This window comes from Zhengella mangrovi, assembly GCF_002727065.1.
Classification (GTDB): Bacteria; Pseudomonadota; Alphaproteobacteria; order Rhizobiales; family Rhizobiaceae; genus Zhengella; species Zhengella mangrovi.
In genome coordinates this window covers 1-23,572 of sequence record NZ_PDVP01000026.1, presented here as the reverse complement: position 1 = coordinate 23,572, position 23,572 = coordinate 1, and the positions used below count along the sequence as shown (strand labels likewise).

At 57.6% G+C, this 23,572-nt stretch carries 29 protein-coding genes; 9 read left to right on the top strand and 20 right to left on the bottom strand.

The genetic code is table 11. The features are described 5' to 3' along the window. On the bottom strand, window positions 1-701 hold a 701-nt coding region (locus CSC94_RS24125), incomplete at its 3' end, for a TadE/TadG family type IV pilus assembly protein (RefSeq protein WP_133123046.1). A gap of 325 nt (window positions 702-1,026) precedes the next feature. Between CSC94_RS24125 and CSC94_RS24360 the strand changes: the two genes are divergently transcribed. From CSC94_RS24360 to CSC94_RS23065, 3 genes are all read left to right on the top strand, one after another. Continuing rightward, window positions 1,027-1,332, top strand: coding sequence for a hypothetical protein (locus CSC94_RS24360; protein ID WP_133123043.1), 306 nt, complete (start codon window positions 1,027-1,029; stop codon window positions 1,330-1,332). A gap of 18 nt (window positions 1,333-1,350) precedes the next feature. Further along, window positions 1,351-2,169, top strand: coding sequence for a hypothetical protein (locus CSC94_RS23070; RefSeq protein ID WP_133123041.1), 819 nt, complete (start codon window positions 1,351-1,353; stop codon window positions 2,167-2,169). Between the two features lie 91 nt (window positions 2,170-2,260). Then, entirely contained in the window at window positions 2,261-2,644 is a 384-nt protein-coding gene (locus CSC94_RS23065) for a hypothetical protein (RefSeq protein WP_099308733.1), read from the top strand. 373 nt (window positions 2,645-3,017) lie between these two features. On the opposite strand, the gene CSC94_RS23060 is transcribed toward CSC94_RS23065, so the two are convergent. The 5 genes from CSC94_RS23060 to CSC94_RS23045 form a co-directional block, all read right to left on the bottom strand. Beyond that, window positions 3,018-3,404: a ribbon-helix-helix domain-containing protein gene (locus CSC94_RS23060; RefSeq protein WP_133123038.1), complete on the bottom strand. Its 387-nt coding sequence runs from the start codon at window positions 3,402-3,404 to the stop codon at window positions 3,018-3,020. 18 nt (window positions 3,405-3,422) lie between these two features. Next, entirely contained in the window at window positions 3,423-3,995 is a 573-nt protein-coding gene (locus tag CSC94_RS23055; protein WP_099308731.1) for a Fic/DOC family protein, read from the bottom strand. Between the two features lie 8 nt (window positions 3,996-4,003). Next, window positions 4,004-4,219 (bottom strand): hypothetical protein, encoded by a 216-nt coding sequence (locus CSC94_RS24355; protein ID WP_133123036.1) that lies wholly within the window; start codon window positions 4,217-4,219, stop codon window positions 4,004-4,006. 495 nt (window positions 4,220-4,714) lie between these two features. Continuing rightward, the gene (locus CSC94_RS23050) at window positions 4,715-4,918 is read right to left on the bottom strand and encodes a hypothetical protein (RefSeq protein WP_099308730.1); all 204 of its coding nucleotides are present in this window, start codon (window positions 4,916-4,918) and stop codon (window positions 4,715-4,717) included. A gap of 254 nt (window positions 4,919-5,172) precedes the next feature. Then, window positions 5,173-5,421 carry a WGR domain-containing protein gene (locus CSC94_RS23045; protein WP_099308729.1) on the bottom strand — a complete coding sequence of 83 codons (249 nt, stop codon included), beginning with the start codon at window positions 5,419-5,421 and terminating at the stop codon, window positions 5,173-5,175. A gap of 946 nt (window positions 5,422-6,367) precedes the next feature. Here CSC94_RS23045 and CSC94_RS23040 point away from each other — a divergent pair. Together CSC94_RS23040 and CSC94_RS23035 are read left to right on the top strand one after the other, a co-directional pair. Next, window positions 6,368-7,249, top strand: a complete 882-nt coding sequence (locus tag CSC94_RS23040; protein WP_099308728.1) for a phage integrase N-terminal domain-containing protein — start codon at window positions 6,368-6,370, stop codon at window positions 7,247-7,249. After that, a complete protein-coding gene (locus CSC94_RS23035; RefSeq protein WP_099308727.1) occupies window positions 7,246-7,572 on the top strand; it encodes a hypothetical protein in 327 nt (108 codons plus the stop codon). The genes CSC94_RS23040 and CSC94_RS23035 overlap by 4 nt, the downstream gene beginning before the upstream one ends. A 36-nt stretch (window positions 7,573-7,608) precedes the next feature. On the opposite strand, the gene CSC94_RS23030 is transcribed toward CSC94_RS23035, so the two are convergent. After that, the gene (locus CSC94_RS23030) at window positions 7,609-8,121 is read right to left on the bottom strand and encodes a DUF2127 domain-containing protein (RefSeq protein ID WP_099308726.1); all 513 of its coding nucleotides are present in this window, start codon (window positions 8,119-8,121) and stop codon (window positions 7,609-7,611) included. 14 nt (window positions 8,122-8,135) lie between these two features. Between CSC94_RS23030 and CSC94_RS23025 the strand changes: the two genes are divergently transcribed. Continuing rightward, a complete protein-coding gene (locus CSC94_RS23025; RefSeq protein ID WP_205853404.1) occupies window positions 8,136-8,678 on the top strand; it encodes a phosphatase PAP2 family protein in 543 nt (180 codons plus the stop codon). A gap of 172 nt (window positions 8,679-8,850) precedes the next feature. Beyond that, complete coding sequence (locus CSC94_RS23020; protein ID WP_133123033.1) at window positions 8,851-9,048, top strand: hypothetical protein; 198 nt, start codon at window positions 8,851-8,853, stop codon at window positions 9,046-9,048. A 37-nt stretch (window positions 9,049-9,085) separates the two neighbouring features. On the opposite strand, the gene CSC94_RS23015 is transcribed toward CSC94_RS23020, so the two are convergent. After that, window positions 9,086-10,573 (bottom strand): MobA/MobL family protein, encoded by a 1,488-nt coding sequence (locus CSC94_RS23015; protein WP_099308723.1) that lies wholly within the window; start codon window positions 10,571-10,573, stop codon window positions 9,086-9,088. A 302-nt stretch (window positions 10,574-10,875) separates the two neighbouring features. Here CSC94_RS23015 and CSC94_RS23010 point away from each other — a divergent pair, with 302 nt between their 5' ends. Beyond that, window positions 10,876-12,612: a type IV secretory system conjugative DNA transfer family protein gene (locus tag CSC94_RS23010; RefSeq protein ID WP_099308722.1), complete on the top strand. Its 1,737-nt coding sequence runs from the start codon at window positions 10,876-10,878 to the stop codon at window positions 12,610-12,612. After that, complete coding sequence (locus tag CSC94_RS23005; protein WP_165784565.1) at window positions 12,609-13,904, top strand: M48 family metalloprotease; 1,296 nt, start codon at window positions 12,609-12,611, stop codon at window positions 13,902-13,904. The genes CSC94_RS23010 and CSC94_RS23005 overlap by 4 nt, the downstream gene beginning before the upstream one ends. 651 nt (window positions 13,905-14,555) lie before the next feature. On the opposite strand, the gene CSC94_RS23000 is transcribed toward CSC94_RS23005, so the two are convergent. From CSC94_RS23000 to CSC94_RS24745, 12 genes are all read right to left on the bottom strand, one after another. Next, entirely contained in the window at window positions 14,556-15,605 is a 1,050-nt protein-coding gene (locus CSC94_RS23000) for a replication protein RepA (RefSeq protein WP_099308720.1), read from the bottom strand. 105 nt (window positions 15,606-15,710) lie between these two features. Beyond that, a complete protein-coding gene (locus tag CSC94_RS22995) occupies window positions 15,711-15,986 on the bottom strand; it encodes a plasmid partition protein ParG (RefSeq protein WP_099308719.1) in 276 nt (91 codons plus the stop codon). Then, complete coding sequence (gene parA, locus CSC94_RS22990; protein ID WP_099308718.1) at window positions 15,983-16,627, bottom strand: ParA family partition ATPase; 645 nt, start codon at window positions 16,625-16,627, stop codon at window positions 15,983-15,985. Before parA ends, CSC94_RS22995 begins: the two co-directional genes overlap by 4 nt. A gap of 390 nt (window positions 16,628-17,017) precedes the next feature. Continuing rightward, window positions 17,018-17,368, bottom strand: coding sequence for a DUF2958 domain-containing protein (locus CSC94_RS22985; protein ID WP_099308717.1), 351 nt, complete (start codon window positions 17,366-17,368; stop codon window positions 17,018-17,020). A 547-nt stretch (window positions 17,369-17,915) separates the two neighbouring features. Continuing rightward, window positions 17,916-18,773 carry a tyrosine-type recombinase/integrase gene (locus tag CSC94_RS22980; RefSeq protein WP_245408469.1) on the bottom strand — a complete coding sequence of 286 codons (858 nt, stop codon included), beginning with the start codon at window positions 18,771-18,773 and terminating at the stop codon, window positions 17,916-17,918. 95 nt (window positions 18,774-18,868) lie between these two features. Then, the gene (locus CSC94_RS22975; protein WP_099308716.1) at window positions 18,869-19,297 is read right to left on the bottom strand and encodes a hypothetical protein; all 429 of its coding nucleotides are present in this window, start codon (window positions 19,295-19,297) and stop codon (window positions 18,869-18,871) included. Window positions 19,298-19,391: 94 nt separating this feature from the next. After that, a complete protein-coding gene (locus CSC94_RS22970) occupies window positions 19,392-19,949 on the bottom strand; it encodes a recombinase family protein (RefSeq protein WP_099308715.1) in 558 nt (185 codons plus the stop codon). A 12-nt stretch (window positions 19,950-19,961) separates the two neighbouring features. Beyond that, the gene (locus CSC94_RS22965) at window positions 19,962-20,255 is read right to left on the bottom strand and encodes a type II toxin-antitoxin system RelE/ParE family toxin (RefSeq protein ID WP_099308714.1); all 294 of its coding nucleotides are present in this window, start codon (window positions 20,253-20,255) and stop codon (window positions 19,962-19,964) included. Window positions 20,256-20,257: 2 nt separating this feature from the next. Further along, window positions 20,258-20,497 carry a CopG family ribbon-helix-helix protein gene (locus CSC94_RS22960; RefSeq protein WP_099308713.1) on the bottom strand — a complete coding sequence of 80 codons (240 nt, stop codon included), beginning with the start codon at window positions 20,495-20,497 and terminating at the stop codon, window positions 20,258-20,260. An 831-nt stretch (window positions 20,498-21,328) separates the two neighbouring features. After that, a complete protein-coding gene (locus tag CSC94_RS24350; protein ID WP_133123031.1) occupies window positions 21,329-21,577 on the bottom strand; it encodes a hypothetical protein in 249 nt (82 codons plus the stop codon). A 12-nt stretch (window positions 21,578-21,589) separates the two neighbouring features. Then, entirely contained in the window at window positions 21,590-23,182 is a 1,593-nt protein-coding gene (locus CSC94_RS22955; RefSeq protein ID WP_099308712.1) for a pilus assembly protein, read from the bottom strand. 124 nt (window positions 23,183-23,306) lie between these two features. After that, the coding region (locus CSC94_RS24745; RefSeq protein WP_245408467.1) for a hypothetical protein at window positions 23,307-23,572 on the bottom strand (266 nt) is incomplete at its 5' end.

The window sequence follows — 23,572 nt, the reverse complement described above, 5'->3', positions numbered from 1 at the left end:
ATGTCCGTATTCTCGTCGAAATTCGTGTAATCGCAGCTGCCTGTCGCCGGCTTCAACAAGGACTTGAAAGGATCGTTGACCGGATCGCACGATGGCTCGGGTGGCGGGGTCATATCGGAGAGCCCCTGCTTGACACCTCCCACGAAGCAATTGCTTTTGCTGCTCAATGTCGCCCCGCCGGAGAATACCACTGCATCCGTGCTCGATGAGTTGACATGGACTGAGCAGCCATTGGCGACAATGTTTGATCCGCCACTCGCCAGCAATGCTTTGCTCGCGCTAGGATTGAGCGCCAATATGCACATTGGATCGCCCCGCAAAACTTTGGCAGCGGCATCAACATTGATCTTTGTAAATCCTGGATTGACAATTTGATTGAACAGCGTGACGTGCTGGCAGTAGAGGCTGCCAGTAATAACATCATTGGCGATTTGGAATGATGTCTTGGAATCAGTGCAATCGTTCAGGGAATTTGAACCGACCATATTTTCAGCAATGGCGATCCGCGCTTTCAAATCCAGATCAGGACGTGCGGCAGCGGCCAGAACTGCACTATCAATAGCTTGCTGAAATTCTGACCGACGGTTCTCGATATCAACAAGGTTGAGAGCGACACCTGCGCCCAATGCCAGGATGAAAAAGAGCATGCCGCCGAGGGTTGTGAAATTGCCGCGTCGATCACGCCAAAAATGGTTGATCATGGTCTGCTTTCCGTAACAAGGACCTCTCAGCCTTCAGGGAATATCGCAATAAATCTAAAGCTCTTCTAATAATTTAGGTTGGATTTTCCCTATCAGGTCGCGCGCTAGAAATTTATCAAAAAGTTATGCAATTTCAATTTATGTCTCAAGATTTATTTAATTAATAATATTAAATATATAAAAAATATTGAATAATACTTGACAATAAAATTTAATAAATGTATACGCCGCAATATATACAGACTAAAAAATAACTTTTTCCGCACATTTGTGCTGTATTTCTTCTCTGCCTTCGGGCGAACCACCCTAAAAATTGGAGGAAGTCATGAAGTCCATAATCCTTGGGCTGTGCATCTTGATGTGCGGCTCGACGGCTTTTGCCGGTGATGCGACCCGAGCATGGGGAACCTTGCAAAGGCCACCCACAAGCTCATCCAGTCATTTGGATGATGCGGTCTACGCATCTCGTGCCCTTGCAGGCAAGCATGCGGGAACTGCTACCACGCAGATCATCCAGTCCATTGGCGTCTGGAATTCGATCACGGTGAACGGCAACGGCAACCGCATCTCTGCGAACCAGCGGGGCAGTAACAGCGGCAATCAACGTACCTACGGCTCATTCAACTACTAACCGAGAGGGCATGAACTCATGGTCAAAAAGATCACTTCGGCCGCTTTGGCCGCAGTTGTCGTTCTCCCTCTGGGAGCGTGCAGCAAAACCGCAGGAACTAAGGTTCCGGGGGCCACACCGGCAGCCATGCCGATAGTGGAGACGCACAAGACGGAAGTTGGAGATATTCTCGCCTGCATCAAGAAATCGGGGGCCATCAATGGCATCCGATTTGCCGTGGCCCTTTGGGCTGATGGTACGGGCCAGACCAACGCCGTAGCAGACGGTATGACCGGCACGAAGCTCCCGCAGGGGACTTCGGCAACCTATGTTTCCGGAGCGATCCGTGATGCCGGAGGCATCGCCCTGAATCGCTACGAAAACAATACAAATGCCAGTCTTGCCAACTTCGGCGGTGCACCCGTTCAGGAAGCCATCGCCAAGTCCATCCAGCGTGATTACCCGCACTACGTCGTGACGGGAATGTTTACGAGCTTGGACTTCACAGGAGGTAAGACAGTGGATGTCCGTGTCGCAGGCGTCGGCCCTATGGCCAATACCCGAGCAGCCCGCGTTGGCTTCTCTACGGAGTTGGTCACGCCGGGATCGGGTCGCCTCGTTGCCGATAGCAAAATGAGCCGCGTTATGCGGTTCAAAGAAATCGGCATCGGCGGCGGCATCATCATCGGCAACACGCTGGCCACAGGTCAGGTCATGAAGTCCGATCAGCAGATGCTTCAGGCGGAAAGCCTTGAAGATCCCATTTCGCTGATGGTGGCTGACCTCATCCTGCAGTCGTTCCCGAAGGCGCAAAGCGCCTGCGGGTCTCAGTTCGGGAAGTTGATGCCTTCGGCATGAGTTTCCTGAAAGCGGCCGTTTCATTTGAGACGGTCTTCACCGGGGGTACTTCCCTCAATTTCAGCATCGCTTAACAGAAGGAAAAAGCGATATGAAGAAACTGCTCCTCTCCACCGCCGCCCTCGCCCTCGTGGCGTTTACGGCTCCCTCGATCGCTGCGTCGATCTACACCGTGCAAAGCACGAACAGCGGGACCATCACCACGATGGGAAGCACGCCGACCTTCACCCAGCAGGATGGGGTTCGGAACGTGCAGGGTGTCATGGCGACGGGCGCTTCGGCTTCCGTCACGCTGAATGGCGTTGCCGATGTCAACCTCCCGGGTGTCACCGTGCAGGCCACGGCGACCAACACCGGCGATGTTTCGACCTCGTCGAGCGTGAGCACGACCTTCGGCCAGAGCGCCGGTGTCGGAAACGCTCAGGTCATCGGCGCTACCGGCGCTTCGGCCTCGGTCACCGTCAACCCCAACTGATCGCGAACACAAACTGCAACCCGGCTTCGGCCGGGTTGCAATTTTTGTTCTGCAACTATCCCCAAATAAAGTAACCAATCAGGATCCCGATTGGGATATAGATTATAGACATGAGTAAATAGGCGAATACAGCCATCATTTATTCTCTCTTTTGTATTATATATTCGCATATAATGTAACTTCAGTGAAGTATATTTTTAGATGACAAAATAAAGAATTCTGTAAAATCGTATTTCAGGGTGCCCTGCACCCCTGCCTCCCGGCGAGGGTGGGGGTAGCAAGGCCAAGGGAGGAAGCGGCGGGCGTAGCCGGGCACCGGCGAGCCTCGGGAACCGCGACCCTTGGCCGCGCGAGGGGCAAAGCCCATAGAATCCTAAGAAGCCCGTTTGCTGGGCTTCACCCAGACAGCGGGCGCCCCGATTTTCTGCGTGTCGGCTTCGGCTTTTAATTCAGCCAAAAGGGCGTCGGCAGATAACCTCGGGCCGCTATGGAGCCCGGTCTGCACCTTCCGTTTGAGCAATTCCAGTTTGAGATCTGGGTGCTTCTCCATTTCCATGAACGCCTGTGCGGCCACGAAAACGAATTCGCTTGGATCTCTGAATCCACCATCCGCGATGGTGTCGAGAAGTTTCTCCGCAAGGGATGGAGGAAGATAGGCCTCGAATGTAAGACCATGGCGTACTGCCTGTGCCTTCAGGTCATGTGCCTGATGCAATTGGGCCTGTCGTTCCTCGGGCGTTTGCCAATCGTTATCGCTCACGCGCACACCTTTCTTTCACTACTGCATAAGGGCAAGGAGTTGCGTCTCTAAGTCGTCCTCTTGGCCACTGAAGCTGGCGATCATGGCTGCGAGAAAAGGGCGTGGCTTTATCTTTGCGAGATCGAATTCATGGCCCGCACGTTGTGCAACCAAACTCATGAAAGCCATTTGTGTCCGGCCGTTCCCATCGCGGAAGGGGTGGATGGCGTTGAGATCAGCAAGGACGTGCGCAGCAGCCTTTGCAAACTCTCGGTCAGATAGCCCCGCGAGAAATTTCTTGGATTTCAGCGAGCCGAGCAACTCGTCGAGCTGCGAGGCAATATTTTCAGGATAGCAAAACATGGTCCCGCCCTTAGCGATACGGACGGTTCTATACTGCCCAGCCCATTCGTAAACGTCCTGAAAAAGGTGTCTGTGGATTGCCCGAAGGTGGGCGACTCCCAGCCGTCCATGTGGCAAACCTTCTTCAAATCTTTGGGTAAAGAAGGCAAGTTCAAAGTCTTCTAGCGCCTTTGCCTCACGCAATTCCGCGCGATTACGAAGAACAGTGCTGTTTGGATAGCAGTAGGGATCGCGGATCGCTTCGTACATCGTCGGCGTTAACCGGTCTTTTTCCCGTACTTGGCGTGTAACGCCATGCGACGCTGTTCATGCGTCATTCCAGCCTTATCGAAGTTGCGGAAAGTGTCTTTCATGTCTTTAGACATGACAAAGCCTTCCACCCGGCTCAAGGAAACTGCGGCGGCGCGAGAAGCTTTGGCGCGCCCTTTGGCACTGGAACTGATCTTCATCGGGGTGGGTTTGGCGGACTTCATGGAATCACCCTAGCACAGCTTATCGGGTTTGCCAGCCGTCGGGACACAAGAATTCTACTTTTGCGCGCAAATTAAACGCCGTACAATTTAGCCCTATCACAAAATAGTCACCCTTAATCTGGGGGTTTGGGTGTGGATAGGTGCGCTAGAGTGGGGCGAAGATCAAAATCTTCGCGTATGTTGGAGATCTGGCATGGGACTGCGCTCGTCCGGCTAAGACATAGAACGCAGCCCCGAAGCCAGTGGCTCCCCGGAGGGCGGGGTCGCCTTGATGGCGACCCCGTTTCGCGGATTTCAACATTTTGTCGGGTTTACTGACAAACGGCAAGACACAGGTCTGTGTAGTGCACAACATGATCGGGCGGCGAGGGTGCGCCAGCATCCGAGCCGCACGACAAAAAGGAGCCATCCTCACTACGGCGCTACATGGGGAGCGCGTTCGGATGGCGACAAAAAGAAGGCCGGGGAAGCCCCGGCCGTTTCTGAAGGGGAGCGTTACCGCTCCAAGTCGGCCTGTTCGCGCTGCTTACGCTCGCGGATGACCATCCGACCGTTCACCGGAAGGGCACGCAGCATAAGGCTGAAGCCTTTGCCGTCGTCGTGGGGCCACAGGGCACCGATCTCCGTCCAGTTGGTCTTTTCTCCTTCGCCCTCGACCGCGTAAGCGGAGTGGGTGGGTTGTTTGCCGTTAGGTTTCATGGATTTTCTCCTTTGTTACCCGACGCGCGTTATTGCGGCCGGTCGTGTGTTCAAAGGGCCGGGCGTTATGAGGCGAGGCGCAACGGAGGGTCCGACCGAGGGCCCCGCCTTGGTGGGATACGGTTGGATGCCTTGCGCCTTGCCGCGACCGGCACACACACAGACCGGAATTCAGGCCGCAAGGACGTGGGTCGGGACAAAGGGAAGAAAGCCGGAAGATCCGGCAAGCCGCCCACGGTTATGGGGTTGGCGAACTAGACCAGCTGGAGGGCGTAGCCCCGTTTGGCCTTTGCGTCGATCCAATCGCGCAACGCATCCAGCGCTGCCCCTTCGGACGGGAAGTGTTCAATGCGATCTGCGCCATAGGTTCCGATGCGGCCCCATCTACGGATGAGGCTGCACCCGCCGAAGAGGTCGGGCATGACTTGAAGGGCATAGAACCGGCGCATGTTTTCAGCCGGGCGGATCTTGGTGAGATAGGCGGAGGACGGGAACAGTTCCATGCGCCAGTATAACACTGAACCGACTGAAAACAAAAGATAAACGGTCTAAATCCGCCTCGGAGATCCCGACGTGAACGCGCTCCCCACATAGCGCCGTAGTGAACGGAGGGAGCTTCGCCCGGGTTGCCGTTCGATGCGGCGGCCGGGCGATCAAGGCGAGGGGCAAGGGGAGTGCCAACGTCCCCCAACCAAGGCCGGGGTGAAGGGGCGGGCCTGAAAGCCCCTTCCGGGGAGGGTATGGGAGGCCGCCGACAGGTCTCCCGATGTCGCGTTCCTGTGGCGCGGCACACACACGGCGCAGGGGCCGCCGTGTCACTGTCCGAGACTTCGGATAGTGACACGGCAGGAAAACGCTCCAGCGGTCTTTTGGCAAAGCCTCCCGGATCTCAACCCAGCTGCGGCGAACACGGGCACCCCTCCGGAACCTGTCAGGCGGATTTGGTGCCTTGGGCATAAGTGCTGCGTGAGTGCCAGTGAGGGCACTCACCGGTTACACGCCGGGCTTCTTCTGAGGCCGCAGAGTGACACCATGCCCAGAGCAGCTACCGTTCCAACAAAGGACACTGACCATGAAAACAACCGCCGAAAGGCAAACCCGGAAGAGCAAAAACAACAAGGTGCAGGGGAACCGTGCCAGCCAGACACGCGACGACCGGCGACACTAACCGCCGGAAGGACAAGCCAAAGCGCACGCCCAACGGGAACGCGCCCGGCCATCCTGTGAGATGAGCAACGACAAGGAACCGAAACGCCAACCACGGCAAGGCTGATGCGACCCGGCCAGCCGTAGAAAGGACGGACAACCGATTGCAGGCCAGAGAATGGGCCACGGAGTAATTACCCGATGGATTCCGGCCTCTCCCGCACCCGCAAGGGCGCGGACGTGCCTCGGGCTATATGCCCGGCCACGCGGCCATAAACACTAACCAAACGAAAGACCGAACGCATGGACGCGCTCGCCTATGATCTGAAGGAGCTGACCACCCGGGCGGGGGACGGCTCCTATTCAACCCGTGCCATCCGGCATCGGGGCCTGCAGGCGATCGCGCGTGATCTGCGCGGTATGGGCTTCAAATTACCGGGGGCACAGTCCCTCAAGCCCAAGCATGTGACGGCCCTCCTCGGAAAATGGAAGGAGGAGGGCCTTGGCGACGGAACGTTGAAGAACCGCATGGGATGGCTCCGCTGGTGGGCCAGCTCGGTACGGAAAAGCTCCGTCATGCTCCCCAGCAACGAAGATTATGGCATTGGCCAGCGAGACCGCTACAAGGGCGACCGCTCCAACCGGCTTGACCGGGAGCGGCTCGCCAAGGTGCGGGATCCGCTGGTGCGGTATTCCCTTCAGCTGCAAGCCGCCTTCGGGATGCGCCGCGAAGAGGCGATCAAGTTCCGGGTGGCGTATGCCGACCGGGGCGAAAAACTGGTGCTAAAGCCATCATGGACGAAAGGGGGCAGATACAGGGAAATCCCTGTATTGCATCCCAGACAGCGGGCCTTGCTCGATGAGATCCGGGAAGCCGTAGGCGACCGGGCGCTGATCCCGGACGGCAAGCTCTATAAAGATCAACTGAGCCGGTACAAACACGAGGTGGCCCAATCCGGCATCGGCCGGGGCCACGGGCTGCGCCATGCCTATGCCCAATGGCGGTACAAGGTGCTCACCGGGCAGGATTGCCCGGCGAAAGGCGGGGAGCCCGCCGTTGCCATGGGCAGGGAGGACGCGGAACGCGACCGCTGGGCGCGGGAGATCATCGCGGAGGAGCTGGGTCACGGCAGGATTGACGTGACGGATGCGTATCTCGGCCGCCGGACGGGAGGTTCCCGATGAAGGACACCCGCAAAGCCCTGAAGCCCATGCTTCTGGAATGGATTGAGAAAGGCCGCGAAGCGGCGGCGGCCCCTTTTGCGCCGGAGGCGCTGCGCAAGGTCATGTCCGAGATGAGCAAGCAGGGGTTTTCCGAATTGCGGATCAGCCCGGCGCTGCCGGTGGATGTGCGGAAAACAGAGACCGCGAAAGCCGGGCGGCTGTTTCTCGATCGGGAGGGCATCGAAAACGGTTGGGAGAGCGCCTCGATGCCAACGGATGAGAGGCTGAACCCCAGCCGGATGAGCGGCGAGTTTTACGATCTGGTGATCCAGATTAAGCCGTAGTCCGAGGGTTGTTGAGAGCTTATCTTATTTTTCCCATTAGGCCTTTCGTGCTCGAAGATGTTTCTCCAACACACGCCACTCGTGCCACACAAGCCACATAATCACGAGATCAAACACAGTCAGGACAATCAGCCCAACCCCTTGGGTGTAGGAGTATCTATAGATCTGATAAGCGACGAATCCGGAGAGCACGAAAAGAGATGCTGGGTAGGCCCACAGTTTTTCCTTCAAAAGCCCTGCGACCAAAAACACTTTCACCAAACCGTGGCTCAACAGATAAAAGGCGTAAAAGGATTGGGTACCAACTGAGAGGTGCTGTGCGGCATCAAGAAGGCTTGTCGCAATGAGATCACGGGGATCTTCAATCAGCTCCTCTTGCGTCAAGAGCTCTACCCAATGCGCAACTGTTTGTCCGCTGACCATAAAGAGCGCGACGCCGGACGCGCACTCAATCAGAGCGTGCAATCCCTTAAGAATTACACTAATCTGAAAAATGTGATGGATGCGGCGCTCGGCGAGCGCACCATTTGTTGCAAATTTTTCAGTCATAAGGAGGCTACACTTTGGATAAGTTGATCACGATCGCCCTTAATGCTCCGGCTGGCGGTCATCCATTGCTTGATAATTTCATGATCGTGACAACGCAATTCGGAGTGCCGCTTATGGTGGCATTTGTGGCTCTTCATTGGTGGGGACCCGGATTTCGTTCTCATGTCCGCTACATCACTACAACGGCCGGTATTTCGTTCTTACTTGGTCTCGGTATCAATCAAATTATCCTGCTACTTTTCGAACGCATTCGTCCTTACGATGCAGGCGTCACGCACCTGATCATTGCCCCTAGCGCTGACCCGTCTTTTCCCTCGGACCACGCGACAGCGGTCACCGCAATCGTTGTCGCTTTTTGCTGTGCGGGATTGCCAAAGCGTACAGTTTTTCTCGGACTTGCCGCCCTTCTCGTGATGTGGTCACGGGTTTACGTCGGCACCCATTACGCCACCGATGTATTGGGAGGTATGGCCACCGGCCTCTGTGCCGCAATCATCACGCGCCTCTTCTACCGAGAAGGAAATCGCGTAGATCGCTGGGTAACAAGCATTTTGTAGAAGACGCCTGAACCACCAAGTCAGGCGAGCTTGGGGAGCTTCCCATAAGCGGGCGTAACTTCACCCCGTTTTATGGAGCAAGCCCATGAAAAAGGCTCGTCTCGAAACCCTGTCCCCTACCGCTCGCCTCCGCGTCCTGCGCTATATGCGCGGACGTGGCCGGGAAGCCAACATGTACGACTACTACGCGGAGAAGCGGCGCCAAGCATTGGCCGCCTACGTGCAGTGTCGGGAAGCCGACACCGCGCCCGAAACCGACTGGATGGGTGATGTCTTTGACACTGCCGACATCAATCTCGGTTTTAGCGTCATGATACAGAAGATGGCGCTCTCCCATCTCCGGGAGATGCCGAAGCCCGTCTTGCCGTAACGCGAAAAGCGGCCGCCCTCAGGGGCGGTCGTTTTGTTTATGGGAACGGATTTCGTTCACGCTTATCATCCCACTCCCGGCCTTTGTCCGGTTCACGTTCATATTCCGCGTGAGCCTGCTCCAGCTGTTCCCATGCAAGGTGATCCTCGGCGCTTGCGTCGGGAGACGGAGGCATAGCCTCCGGCGGCAGGCGGGTTTCCTGTTCTGCGATGCGCCACTCGTCCTCCGTCATGTTACGAGTCATGTCTTCGAGGGCGGCGCCTTGGGCGTCATCCATCTCCTGCTGGGAGATAAGATTGCCGAGGGGATCGGGGATGGGCCGGGAGCGTTCGATTTCCCGGTCTCGCTTGAGAAGCTCGTCCCGGAGGATCCGGTTCTCAAATTCCATCTTGCGCATTTCCACGAGCTTATCGCGGAACTGTGCCATGGACTCCGCGATTTCCCGCCAGTCGGTCTTTTCACCGGGATCAATCCCTTCCCGGCGCAACTGCTCATGCAAGCGCTTCTCGATTTCCCGCCATTCCAAAATGGTCTCCCGGGAGGTGGGATTGGTCATCGGACGGATCTTGTCGATGCTCCGCTCGGCCATCTCCTTGGCCTGTTCCTTGTAGTCATAAAGCCGCTTGCGTTCCTCTTCGGGTGCATCGCGGCGGGGCATATCCTGCTCCGGAACGTGAAACCCCACGTCCTTCCAGAAGGTCACGAATTCCTCGCGCTCTTCACGGGTATAGTCGCTCGCAGAACGCGTGGGCGAGGTCGGCGGCCAATCTTCCCTTTGATAAAGGTTCGGGTAGCGTTCCGCGCTTTTCGGGTCGTCTACGATCGACCTGTACGCTTTGACGATATTATCGCTCTGCATGGCCCTCTCCTGACGTGCTTGTTCGCGCCGCTCGCGGCGCTCCTGACGATCCGGCCCTCGGTGCTGCGAGGGGCGTTGTTCCACCCCTCGATCGGCGTGGCTCCGGTGATCGATTTCAACGGCAGCGCCCACCTTGCCGAGTGCCTCATTGGCAATAGCAGCCCAAATCTTGCGGGCCTCGGTGATGAATGACGGATGATCTGCGGCGCGAATTTTCGCGCCAAAACCTTTCTCGGTGACAGCCCGCGTGGTGAGCAGCATGTGAACATGCGGGTTATGTTTGAGGCCGTCTTCGTGAATGGCGAAGTCGGTCACATACCCCTTCTCGGCGTATGCCGTCGCCATCTGACGGGCGACTTCAACCCATGCCTCCGGGGGGAGTTCTCGCGGCAAAGAGAATTCGATTTCTTTGCCTAAGCGGGCATCCTTGCGCTTCTCGGCACGTTCCACCGCGTTCCACAATTCGGCACGTTCACCCATCCATGCCGGCGCTCCAGCCGGCAGGATGATCTCGGCGTGAATCACGTCCCGGCGGCCTCCAAAATGGCTCTCCCGTTCCTCCGCTTCATTGGGCAAGGTCTCCCCTGCCCTGTAGGCAGCGGCGGCCACGATGCTGCGGCCAAAACGGCGGCTGATGTTCTTGACGTGCAGGTGATAGATTGCCACGGGAGACGCCCATCCGAGATATGCCGGGAGGCATATTCGGACAACCTAGGATATAGCACAACCCACAAAGCCTGCGACAAACGACGAGGCAGCTTGGGGGATCCAAGGGGCCCTCCCCTTGGCGCACTTGCCGGTTTTCTCCGACGCGCTGTGCGCGGCGGTAAGAAAACCGTGCAACGCATCGTCTGTCCGCTGATGCGTACACATTCGGACGATGCGTAAGTGCGCTGTTAAGACAGGGTAATTTCCTGATTGTCTTCCGCCTTTCTGGGTGCATAGTTTGCCACCCAGAGGGGACGACTATGGGCAACGACTTCGATATTTTCGGGGACGCCAAGAAGACTTGGGGAACCATTTCTCAGGGCGCGAAAATTGGCTGGAAGCTCGGGCGCTCATGGGGTGCCGAGCGGTGGCGCAAACAGGTTGAACCCGAGCTGGGTTCCGAGGTGGCTGACGCCGTGGCGCAAGCCGTCAAGGCGGGCCGAAATCCGGCACCGATCATCGAGCGGGCACGAAAGGAAAAGGCCGAGCGCGAAGAGCGCGAACGGCTCCTTGCGAGCCCCCCTCCCCTTTACGGTTCGGCTCGCTGGGCCGAGCCTCTGGATCTTCAGGAAAACCTCAAAGGCCGGGAGGCCTTTGACAACCCTTCCTCCATTCTTCTGGGGGCCATGGAGGCGACCGAGCCCTCCTACCCGTCGCCGGGGTTTGTGCATTGGGATCGGGAGGGCCACCTCCTAACGCTGGCGCCGTCCCGTCAGGGCAAGGCGGTCACTGTCATTGTGCCCAACCTTCTCCGTTACCGGGGCAGCGCGATCGTGCTCGATCCTAAAGGCGAACTTTACGAGATGACCTCCAAGTGGCGGGCGGAGAATGTCGGGCCGGTTTACCGGATTGCCCCGTTTGACAACGAAGATCCCACCAAGGCGGGTTGGGTCTCCCATGGGTTCAATCCCCTCGCCTGCGTCCGGTCTCAAGCGGAGGCGCGCCTCCTTGCGGAATTGCTGTTCCCGAGAGACCCGAATGCCTCGGAGTTTTTCTCCGATGACGCGGCGACCTTCCTCACCGGGTTGATGATGTTCATCCTGAAGAAGGCGCCGCCCGAAAAGCGCAACCTTGCAACCGTCATCGAGTACGCGCTTCATCCCCTGCCGAAGTTCAAGGCCACGCTTCAGTACATGGCGAGCTCAGGCGTCCCGGCGGCCGAGAACGCGGCCAATGCCATCTTGGGCAAGAACGAAGAGCGAGGCCTGCCCACGTTCCGCGATACCCTGAATTCCAAGCTGGGGCTTTGGGGCGACCCGGATCTCATGGAGACCCTTCGGAAAAGCGACGTGGATTTCGCGTCCCTGAAGGAGCGACCGGCGACGGTCTACGTCGATATCCCCTTCAAGCTGATCACGCCCTATTCGCCTTGGCTGCGCGTCCTGTTTAAGGCTGCCCTTGAAGAGATGACCCGCAGCCGGGACAAGCCGGAGATCCAAACCCTCTTCGTCCTCGACGAGTTTCTGGCTCTGGGGCCATTTCCGGAGTTCCGGGATGCCATTCGCACCCATGCCGGATCCGGCGTGCGCCTGTGGTTCTTCCTCCAAGACATGGGCACGCTGGAATACACCTACCCCAACGGCGGCTGGAAGCCGTTCCTGAATTGCGCGGTGCGCCAGTTCTTCGGGACGGATGACCCGGACACGGGCGCCCTAATCGGAAAATATCTCGGCACGAAGACCGAGGCTTTCCGATCGACCAATTCCGGGACGAACATTTCCGCCCAGCAGGGCGATATGTTCGGAGATGGCGGCGGTTCCGGCGTGAACTTCTCCAGCGGCGAGAGCATCCAGTTCACCGGCCGCCCGCTTCTGCACCCGGATGAGGTGATGGATCTCCTGAGCGATTGGAAGGGCGACGGGTGGCGCTATGGCATCGTCCATATGCGCGGCCCCCGCCCCATCAAAGTCCGTCTGACCACATGGGACAAAAGCGAGACCTGCAAGAGCCGGATCGGCACCTATATCCCCTCCCCTGCCAAAACGGAAAAGCCATGAGACTTGCGTTCTTTCTGCCTTTGGATCCGAAGGTGCTTGCGATCCGCTATGCGGCTGTGACCGGCCTTCTGATGTTCATGCTCTGGCTCTACGGGGAGCCACCGTCAGGCATTGCATGGGCGATACTCCCCAACCCCATTACGGCGATCACACATATTCCGGATGTGATCACTTCCATTTTGTCGTTCACGACAGGTTCGTGGGGGTTCGGCTTCTTTGTTTTCTGGCTCCTGAACCTGATGCAGCTCGGCCTACTCGTGGGCCTTATTCGCTACGGGTTTTGGCATTTTAGGCCAGATCTCATCGAAAACTTGCCGCTGCTCGGCGTCCCTTCGCTTGAGACCTCCCAGCTGGACGGGCGGCGGCTTCGGCGGCCGTGGTGGATTGTGCCGGTGTTCATGCTCTTCACCACCTTCGGCGTCGTGTATTTGATCACAGGGCTCATCTACCACCTCCTGAATCCGCGCTACTATCAAGCTGTATGGATGGGCATGGAAAACCCGGGGCCTGTTCCCCTCTTCATTGCGCTTGGGCTTTCCGTTCTGGGTCTCTTCTGGGGGTATCGCTACACCCTTCGCTTGAAGGGCCTGATGGGCAATGTCTTTGGTGTCCAGTATCTCCCCGCCGACGAGGCCTTGACACAAGAGGTCCACCGCATGGCGACCCTTCTGGATATTCCTCCCCCGCGCGTTGGTGTGATGAATGTGGTCAATGCCTACGCGGCGGGGCCGGATCCTGAAAACGCGGAAGTGATCATCGGACGTCCGCTTCTCCGAAATCTTTCAAAGGACGAGATCCGGGCCATCATCGGGCACGAGCTCGGCCATGTCGTGTCTGGCGATATGCGCCAAATGCAATTTGCCGAGGGTTTCCAGTCCATGTTCGGCAACGTGTTTACGGTCGTGACCACCTTGGTAGCCGCCGTGGCGGCTTCTCAGGCTCGCGACAAAACCACCCGTTACGCGATCCAGACCGGCTCTTCATCGTTCCACATGGTCGGTCGGGCCCTGATTGGCTTTGTGAGCGAGCTGATGGTCAAGGGATTGTCCCGCAGCCGTGAATACCACGCTGACGCGATCGGCGCGTCCCTGTCTTCTCCTGAAGCCATGGCGAGCGCGTTGGAGAAAATTGCCCAGATCCACACCCCCCGCGATGTGGAGGCGTCCTACAGCTACTTGATGTTTTTCGGTTCGTCCTTCGGGAACCTCTTCTCCACGCACCCGACGAATGAGCGGCGGATCGCGGCGCTGCGCGACGGCACCTACACGCGACTTTTGCCCCACAAAAAATAGGCTGCCGCCTTCGGCGGCGACCCCGGGGGCTGTCTGCCCCCGAACCCCCGAGGATATTTGAAGAAGGGTTGGGGGCCTGAAGACTTGGCGTAAGGGGAAAGCTGTGATTCAATCAAGGGTACGGTACAGGCTGGGAAGCCGATGACCGTGAAGGGTTGGGGGTCGTTCCTACGGGAACGGCCACCACCGTCTCAGAAGCCCACAGAATGCGTTTTGCCTCCCAGATGAGGGATGGGTCACAAGACCCCTTTCAAAGCCCTCCTGAGGCTCCCTTGCCCGTTTCTCGACCTATTGGTTTGGAGTGGGGTGGGTGCCGTTGGCTCCCCTTCCCTTTTTCAGGTCAAAAATCCGCCGGAGGCCCTTTTCTGTAATTCTGTAAAATTTTTTCTGTAGAAAGATTTCTGTAGAGATATTTCTGAGAACTTTCTGTTCCTTATATAGGGGCGCCACCAAATCAGCGCGGGGGCGCCACCAAATCAGCGCAGATAAGGACGAAGGCGCCACCAAATCAGCGCGAGAGCGCCACCAAATCAGCGCGCGACCCTATCTATCTCCTTGAAAAACTTGAATTCACAAACAGGGCCAAGCGCCACCAAATCAGCGCGGCTAAATCTATGGGAAAACAGTGTTTTCTGATTCGGATGTACGGGATTAGGTAGTGATGCGGCGGGGAATGGAGAGCGCCTTGGCGTCCGCGTTCTCCATCTCAAGCCCCCGATCGGTGAGCTTGATGGGAAGTTTGGGGAAAAGCTCCAGAACGCTGGCCAGATCTTCAGCCATTTGGGCCTTGAAGGCGCGTTCGCGGGTGAACCCTTCCCCGAACTGATCCTTGAGGGGCTTCCAGTCGAGGATGAGTTTGGATTCCAGCCGCGTGATGCGGTAGGTGATCCAGAACAGGAGATCCAGCTTTCGGGCGGAGTTGGAGAAGGCCTTGAGGGCCCTCACGTCCACCGGCAGGGCGTGTTTCTGGAGCGCCTTGTAGAAATCTTCCGAGAACTGGACGGTGTTCGGCCAGAGGCTTTGCTGGTCGGGGTTATCCGAGAACCAAAGCTGCATCTTGCTGAACGGCTTCACGTCCACAGAGGCGGAGGTCTTCCCGTTCCATGCGGCAATCTCCATCCGGCAGGCGGCGAGGGATTGGAGCTGTTCCTTGAACGGGCGAATGTTCCCGCGCACTCCTCCCCTGCGCTCAAAGCCCAGATCCCGCATGAAGGCGGTGAAGCTGGAAGCGGTCTCGATCATCGGAGAGTTGTTGCGGAGGGCCTCGGTGGAAAGGTGCGCCATGATGAGGCGGGCCTTGGGGCCCCACGGGATGGGCTGAAGGATGCGCTTGCCGTTGGGGTCGGTCACCTTGCCGGGGCTGACCACGACGCGCATTTTCCCCTGCTCCCGGATGAATTCATCCTGCGTGGTGGGGAGCCTGCGGTAGGGCAAGCCACAGATCGCGAGCGGGGTCGGCATGAACCGGAGATTCTCCGGCCCGGGGCCGTCGGATTCGATAACTTCGCGGATGATGGCCCGGCGGCGGGCATCGCGCGGGAGCGCGGCCAGCTCGGCGGCCCGGGCCTCGGCCTTGATCTTCTCTTCGTCGCGTTCCTTCTGGACGTGTTCGAGATGCTGCGCCACGGTGGTAAACAGCGCTTTGCCCCGCGCCGCCTCCAGCTTGTCCAGCAGATCGGTATCTCGAATGTGATAGTCCATGGGGGAGATTAGCCCTGATTCGTGGACGATTGGAAACGCGCTGCCCTGAAATTGGGCAGACTTTCAACCGATATTCCGCAAAAGCGCAAAATCGTAAGCACGATTTTAAGCGGCGTTCTTCGGAAACTCCCGCTCCAGCAGGTCGCGGATCACGTCGGCCATCTTCTGACCGCGCATGGCGCACTCGGCCTTGATCCGCTTGTGGAGGGTTTCGTTCACGTCGATGGTGAAGCGCTTCATGGGCTCGGCGGGCTGCTCAAGGGTGGTGACATTGCTCCCCTGCCCTTCGCTGACGTCCGGGGTGCTGGCCCCCACCCATTCGTCGGCGTTCACAGGTGCGGGCTTCTTCTTGAGGGCTGCGAGCTTGGTGGTCTTGCTCATGCGACTTTCTTCTCCTTGCGATTAAACAGACCGGTGACCAGCTGGCCCACTTCGCGGGCGGCCTCGCTGTTCATGTCGGCCTCGATGACGGAAAGGCCTTGGGCGGCGCTTTCCGCGTAAATCACGCGCTGATGAAGGGCGACCGGGAGCACCGGCACGTCTTCAAAATCCGAGAGGGCTGTCGTCACATCCCGGCCAATCGCTGTGTTTGCGATTTTACGATTAATCACAAAAGCGGCCCGGATATCCGGCTTGAACTGTTGGGCTTCCTGAATGAGCTGCACGGTGTCGGCGGCGGCCCAGATATCGTAGGGCGAAGGCTGCACGGGGATGAGCACGAGGTCGCTGGCGAGGATCGCGGCCCGGCCGAGTTCGTTGACCCGGGGGGCGCCGTCGATCACGACTACATCGTAGTCCTTGGCAATCTCGGGGAGATCCCGGTGGAGGGTGGGCTTGGCCATCCCGACGACGGGGAACTGAGGGGTTTCCTCACGGGCTGAAGACCACGCCAAGGCGCTGGCCTGCGGATCTGCGTCCACGAGAAGCACGCGGCTGCCGGATTGGGCGATGGTCGCGGCGAGGTTGATGGCAATGGTGGTTTTGCCCACGCCACCTTTCTGGTTGAGCACGCCTATAATCATGCCGTCGCCTTTCCTTAATTGTGGTTCTGCGGTTCGTCGGTTTTACGATTTCACGCTTTTCCGATGATGGCGAGAGGTGGTTAACAACTGGTTAAGGGGAGGGTGACCGATTCGCCACAAATCCCCAATTCCTTATAATCGCTTTTGATGAAAATCGTATTTCTGTATCGTGTAAGGTCTCGAATAGCGGAAGGCGGGAGTAGGCTCAGTGGACCAAGGGTTTTGGATTTTTGTCTTTGTCGCAGTTGCTTGTATGACGCTGGCATACGCCCTCGGCGCAAAAGGACCGGATCATCTGGATTGTAAGCAATGGAGTGCTCGGGTAGGAACTTGCTGAACGGTCAATCGTAATTCATTGAAATCGTAAAATCACAAATTGCGTAGAGCCGGTTAATCCGGCTCCACGATCCGCCCTTCAGGGTAGGAGGCCTTGGCGTAGGCCCCGAGGGTGCCCACGGGCGTCCAGTGCAGGTCACGCTCGGCCTTCAGGCCGAACGGGCCAACCAAAGAGGCAATCTCGGAGATCCGCACGGTGCCCAGCTCGGCAAAGCCGAGACCGAGATCACAGAGGCCAAAGGCGATATCCGGGTCTTGCGGCTCGGTCCAGCCGAGGAGCCATGTGGCACCGGCCCATGGGGTGAACAGCTTCACGACGGGGGAGGGGTCAAAGCTGGGGTCTTTGTCGGACACTTCGCCGTTTCTGGCGAGCTGGTTGATGATGGATTGGGAGAGGAGTTTCATTTTGGGGTCTCCCGTTGGTTTGTCTTTCGCCCTCGTGGGGCGCGGGAGAACGGCGGCCGATCCCTGAAGCCATAGGCGTCCTTGTCCTGCTCAACACGGGAGCGTTAGCGAAGGAGCGGGCAGGGCATGGATAAGGGCAGGGGAGGGCGCACACGCGCATCATCCACCACGGGGGAGAGAGACAACGGGTAGGCCTGAAAGGCCCTCACTGGCATCAGGGATTAGGCTAGACGGGAAACCGTGCTGGCGCTCAAGTTGTAGCTCCGGGCAATCTCCCGGACGCGCGGCGGGCACAGGCTTCCTGCTTCGGGAAGGGCGTGAGCTTGGGCCGTTGGAAATTCCAGAATGAAGATGCGTTGGAACTCGGGACAAAGCGCCATGAATCTTGGTTCTTGACGGTTAGAAGTGTGGTCGGCTAACTTACCCTAGTCAATCATAGCACTTCCGTCTTGAGACCATACTACCCGCCACGGTTCCTTTTCCCCGTTCTGTGGCGGGTATTTTCTATCGTTTACTTCAACAATTATAATCTGATATTGCTCTTAAACTAGGAACGCCTTTGATCGTAAAGCTGCGTCGTGCGGGTTGAGGCATGATTTGCTATAGCGGCGGCTTCTTCCAGCGTACCGCCGTTCTTTAAATACGCAGTGATGCCGGACGCACGGAAGGTGTGACAGCCAATAGGAATATCAATTCCAGCCAATTTGGACCGGCGGCGTATCATCGCGAAAGCATTGGATTGCGGCAGGGGAGTGTTGGTCAGGAGCCGGTTCTGGCGGCCGATGGTGCGGAACAACGGCCCTCGCGGATCATCCCGTAGGTCGGCCGCATCAATATAAGCTTGTAGATATCCTTCGAGCTTATGATGGCATGGTATTTCATGTGCTCTGCCGCCTTTCTCATGCAAGCGGACCCAGAGCCGTCGATTCTGGACGTAGACATCGCGAACTTCCATAACGAGCGCTGCACCAATCCGAGCGAAGGAATAGGTCATCAGTCCGATCAAAGCACGGTCGCGCATTCCAGCTATGGTGTTGGTCGGGATACTATCTAAAAGTTGGCAGACCTCCTCGGCAGTCAGCACGGGCGTTTTGGACTTTCGCACCGAATGTTTCGGACCGATCACGTTATGTGCAGGGTTAGATGGTATTGTTTGTCCAGTCGCCATCCATTCAAAAAGGTGCCGGATGGCGGATAGCTTCTGTTTGACTGTCGGGACGCTGCACGTGTGACCGAGTTCCTCGATCCACGCCGCAACATCTACTGAATGGATTTGGGATACGGCGGTCACACCGCGTTTGCCGCACCACTCCATAAAATCCACAGCCGCCCGGCCATATGCACGGCGGGTGTGTGGGTTTTGGATGTTTGCGGTAAAGAACTCTATGAAGTCAGACTGGATCACAACAATGCGTACTTATTCGCTACCGTTAAGTTGACTGCCAGATACACCTACAGCCGCTGCAATATCATCCCGAATACAGAAACAACGCGCCTGCTTCAGTCGCAACGTCCAGTTCGCATGCACCGACGCATGAGGTCACGCAAGTCCGACTTCCAGTCTCGGGCATCGTCTCGTCCATCCTGCGACCCATCGCGCTCACCAGCGCGGTATCCGATCATGTAACCCCGTCGGTAACCGTCTTTGTAGCCAAGGGCATAGTCGGCGTCTCTGGCCGAGCGCTGCGCCATGGTTCCGTTCAGGCCATTCATCAACTCGTCGACGTAAGATTCCTTATAAGCGCCCTTATAGCCGTCTGTGTAGCCATCTTGGCGACCGGCCTGCTTGCCTTTGTCGTAGCCCTGCCAATAGGCTTGGGAGGCCGCTTCGACACGCGTAGTAACGGAAGTCGACGCTACCGCAACCAGTGAAGGCGCAGCCAAGCACCAGAAGAACGAGCGACGATTAAGCGACATCTGCCGGGCCATGGGAAAATCCTTTGTGGTTAATCAATATCCCTCGAAAACAATGTATAGCACAACTGCCACCGCACGTTAGCAGCGGACGGGCCACGTCATGAAATTAGTGTTGGGAGCCAAGTCGCAGTCGCGAAATCGTGCTGGCGCTGACGTTGTAGCTCCGGGCAATCTCCCGGACGCTTTCACCGGCCGCGCGGCGGGCACGGGCTTCCTGCTTCTGGAAGGGCGTGAGCTTCGGCCTTCTCCCGAAAGTCTGGCCCCGGGCTTTCGCCCGGACGCGGCCCTCGGTCGTCCGCTCCAGAATGAGCGTGCGCTCGAACTCGGCAAGGCCACCGAGAACGGTGACCATGAGGCGGCCGTGCGCGGTGGACGTGTCGGCCCATGTATCGGACAGAGAACGGAAGGATGCGCCTTTTTCACTGATCGAGGCGAGCACGTTCAAAAGGTCGAGCGTTGACCGGGCCAGCCGGTCTAAGCGGGTGACCAAAACGGTATCTCCCGGCGCGAGGGTCGCCATGAGCTTGGCGAGCTGGGCGCGGTCGGTTTTGGCTCCGCTTTCCGTCTCTGCGAAGATCTTCTCGGCCCCGGAGGCTCGCAGGGCCTCCTTCTGGGCATCGAGGGTTTGGCCTGTGGTGGAGACGCGTGCGTAGCCGTAAATCATGGCCGGATCTTTCTAGAGTTCCTCGGGCCATTTCTGGGCCGCGTGCATGACCGTGAGGATATCCACATAGGTATAGGTGACCCGATAGGGGATGATGTAGGGGATATCCGCGAGCACGAGCTCATGAGTGGTCTTGATGCGGCCGATACGTCCCATGGCCGGTTGCTCGGCCAAAAGGTCTACGGCCGTGACAATGCGGGAGACGACGCGGGCGGCGGCCTGCGGGTTATCTTTCTGGATATGCGCGGCAATGTGATCAAGCCGGTGGAGGGCACGACTTGTCCAACGGATCGTCAGGCGTGCCATGCTTAGCGGGCAGGCTGGACGTATTTGGCGATGACGCGGGCCACGTCTTCAGGGGAGGCAAAGAGGCCGTTGTTGGCTTCTGCCAAACCGGCTTCGATTTCCGCAAGCTGCCACTCTTCGCGGGCGACGAAATCCTCAATGGCTTTGGCGGCCATGTAGGCGCGGGAACGGTCTTGCTTCTCGGCGAGCTGGTCGAGCCGCTCGGCGGTGGCATCCGGGACGCGGACGGTGAAGGCGGGCATGTTCGTGACTTTCTTTGGTTCACAATGATTATGGGTGAACCACTATGAACCGTCAAGGTTCATGGTCTGCCGTGGAGGCCTGACGCTACGAATTCACGCTCTCAAAATGCAATGGATATATGCAACAGCCAAGCGCTTGTTTTCAAAGGAGGAGAGAGGGTGTTGCAAAAATCTTGATTAATGCAATACCCTACACCCGCCGCACCGTATTGGCGCTGACCTTGAATAGCTTGACGATCTCAGACGGCCGCCGCCCTTCCTCATCGCGCATTTTGCGAACTTCGGCGCGCTGATCGTCCGTCAGGGCCGTCGGCCGCCCTCCTAACCAAGAGTGAGATTATTTTTCGATCGGAAACAAAAAAGAGCCGGTCTGATATCCCCCATCAGGATGTGCCACATCAGACCGGCTATTGCAGCCCCCTCGTTGACCGCGTGCAAGTCTAGTTTCGACAAGATTTATAAATATTTCGTTGCCAGAACCTGGGTGCTAGAAAAATGGTGTTGCCGACAAGGCGCCCTGACACTGTTCAAGGTATCAGATGCCGTAAAATAGCCGAATTTGAATATTGACCCTGCGAAGCGAGGCATTGTAGCTTTTGTAAGCGCAAGTCGCAGCACTCTTGTCTTGAGATTGCACCAGCCCGCCACAGAGCCAGACCCCCCACGCTGTGGCGGGCATTTTTTTGTCTGTGTTAGAGTGACCTTGGCCGCAGATAGCTGCGCGATCCAATCTCACTTCTAGGGTCGCGAAACAGATATTTGTGCGACGGAGGAAATACGGCTCTACGGAGCCCTATTCCCTGCCTCTCTCTGCGGACAGTTGCAGATTTCTCAGCAATCGTTCGCTGGCTCTTGCCGATAGCAGATACGGGCACGAGATCGATGCCTGTTCAGGAAGTGTCCTATTTGGATCGTGTCGGCCTCAATCCCGGTTTCTTCCATCCGTTCTGCATAAACGATTTCTGCGTCGCGACATTTTTTAAACACAGCCAGGCGTGCTTCCAATGCGTCTTTGATAGCCACGCGATAGGGTTGCGTGCCCATACCGTTCTTCAGGACGAAGAACCAACCTTTCGCCATTGTTCATATCTCCTATGACGCGAGGCGAACGGTCACCAGCTTGTCCTTGATCTCCTTGAAGATCGATTCCAGCTGGTCGTGGTTCGGGCTGTCGAAGAAATGGTCGTTGCCGCTGGCGCAGCTCTGCAGCAGCGTCCCGGTCGCCATGTTCGGCTCTTCCAGCCGAATCGTGAAGATCTCGACGCCGTCATTCTTCGCATTCGTGCAGGCCGTCAGCGTCTGCGCGTTCATTGCCAGCGTGGTGGCGTCGACCGTTCCCGACACCTTGGGGCCGAGCCGGTTGTCGTCCAGGTAGCCGGTGCTGGTGTAACCGGACTTGAGGTCGTTGTTCAGCACGCCGTAGGAGTTGGTGCCGTCCGTCAGGACGATCATGATCTTGCGGGATCCGTGGTTGGAGGCGGACCCCTCGCTGAACGGCTCCCGGTCGGACAAGGTCCGCCAGCCCCACAGGACGCCCTCGGTGATGTTGGTCGAGCCGTTTGCCTTCAGCACGCTGACCTTGCTCTTCACCTTGTTGAGATCGCTTGTCAGCGGCAGCAGCGGCTCGGTCTCGCAACCGTACCCCGGCCCCTTCGGATCGGACTCGTTGGAATAGAAGATCGACGGTGAGGTATCGAGGCTCAGGGGGAGTGATAGATCTCGCGTCCACTGACCGGCAACCCTGGCAATACCGTAGCGCGCCATCTTGGTCGTAATCGGGTCGGTGAATTTCACAGCTGACTTGATGTAGTTGTTGGGATATTTCGGGAACCCGTTCGGCCAGGTATCATCCGGCTCGTCGATTGCGAACGTTGGCGCGAAGAGCGAAGCGGATACGGTCGACCTCGCCTGTTCATCTGTCAGCGCATAGCTCTTTCCGGGCGTATCCATGCGCGTTTCGACGCACCCAGGCCACTTGAAACCCAAGGCATGATAAAGTTCAAAGCGGTTGACATCTGCTGCCAGGTCTTGCTGCGGGTATTTCAATAGTCCCTTGGTATCCAGCCAGTCGGCGCCCGTTCCGTTGACGACCTTGCCGTTCTCGTCGAACTGGGGCCCATACTGCGGCCCGACGTTGACGAATGTGGCATAGGGCACAACGCCGACCTTGAGCGCGCTCTTGTTGGTCACCTGGACCGACAGCGCATCGATCAGCGTGTTGACCGCGGCCTTCATGGCGGCGAGCTTGGCGCCCTCCATGGAGCCGGTCGTGTCGAGCACGAGCGAAAGCTCGTATTGCGCCGGGGCATACTCGGCCACCGACTGGCCGACGATCTTCCAGGTCTCGTTGCCCATGATCGTGCCGAAGGCCAGCTTCTTTTCCGTGGTCGCCGAAACCGCCACCGAGTAGCCGGTCCGGTTGACCGCGACGCTTTTGATGTCTCCGGTGAAATTCGACCGGACATATTCGTCGGCGATCTTGTAGGCCATATCGTTGGAGAGCTTGATGCCCTCGCGCGCCACGGCCAGGGAGGCGGAGTCGAGCGCGCTCTGCAATTTGGCCTTTTCAGCCGAGATGTCGCTGTATTCAAGCCCAAGCCCCACGGCAAATATCAGGGGCGCAGCTGCGATGGCCGAGATGATGGCGAAATTTCCTGAGCGATCCCGAGCAAACCTACGAAGCATGGCTCTACCTTCACACCAAACGCTGAACAGAGTAATTGTGGCCAAAAAAATACCGAATATGTATTAATGATACAGGTAAAATTGATAAGGCAATAATTATATATTGATTCTATGTTCCTTATTTTTACTCTATAAGCCGTACTTGCTGAACGTTCCCGCCTTCAAAGAGGCCGGCCGGAATTGGTACGGAAGAAGCACTCGGATCAGCGCCAATGGAAAGATTGCCTCCGCCGGTGTATTCGATAATATCGGCAACGTATGAGGTAAACGGAGAAGGTGAAGTGACCGTTCCGCCGCCGGAAATGGTCAGCTTTTGTCCTGGGAAGTAGAACGCACCCTCATAGTAGATATCACCGCCGCCAGACACGACGCTTTTGCTAGCCTTGTAGG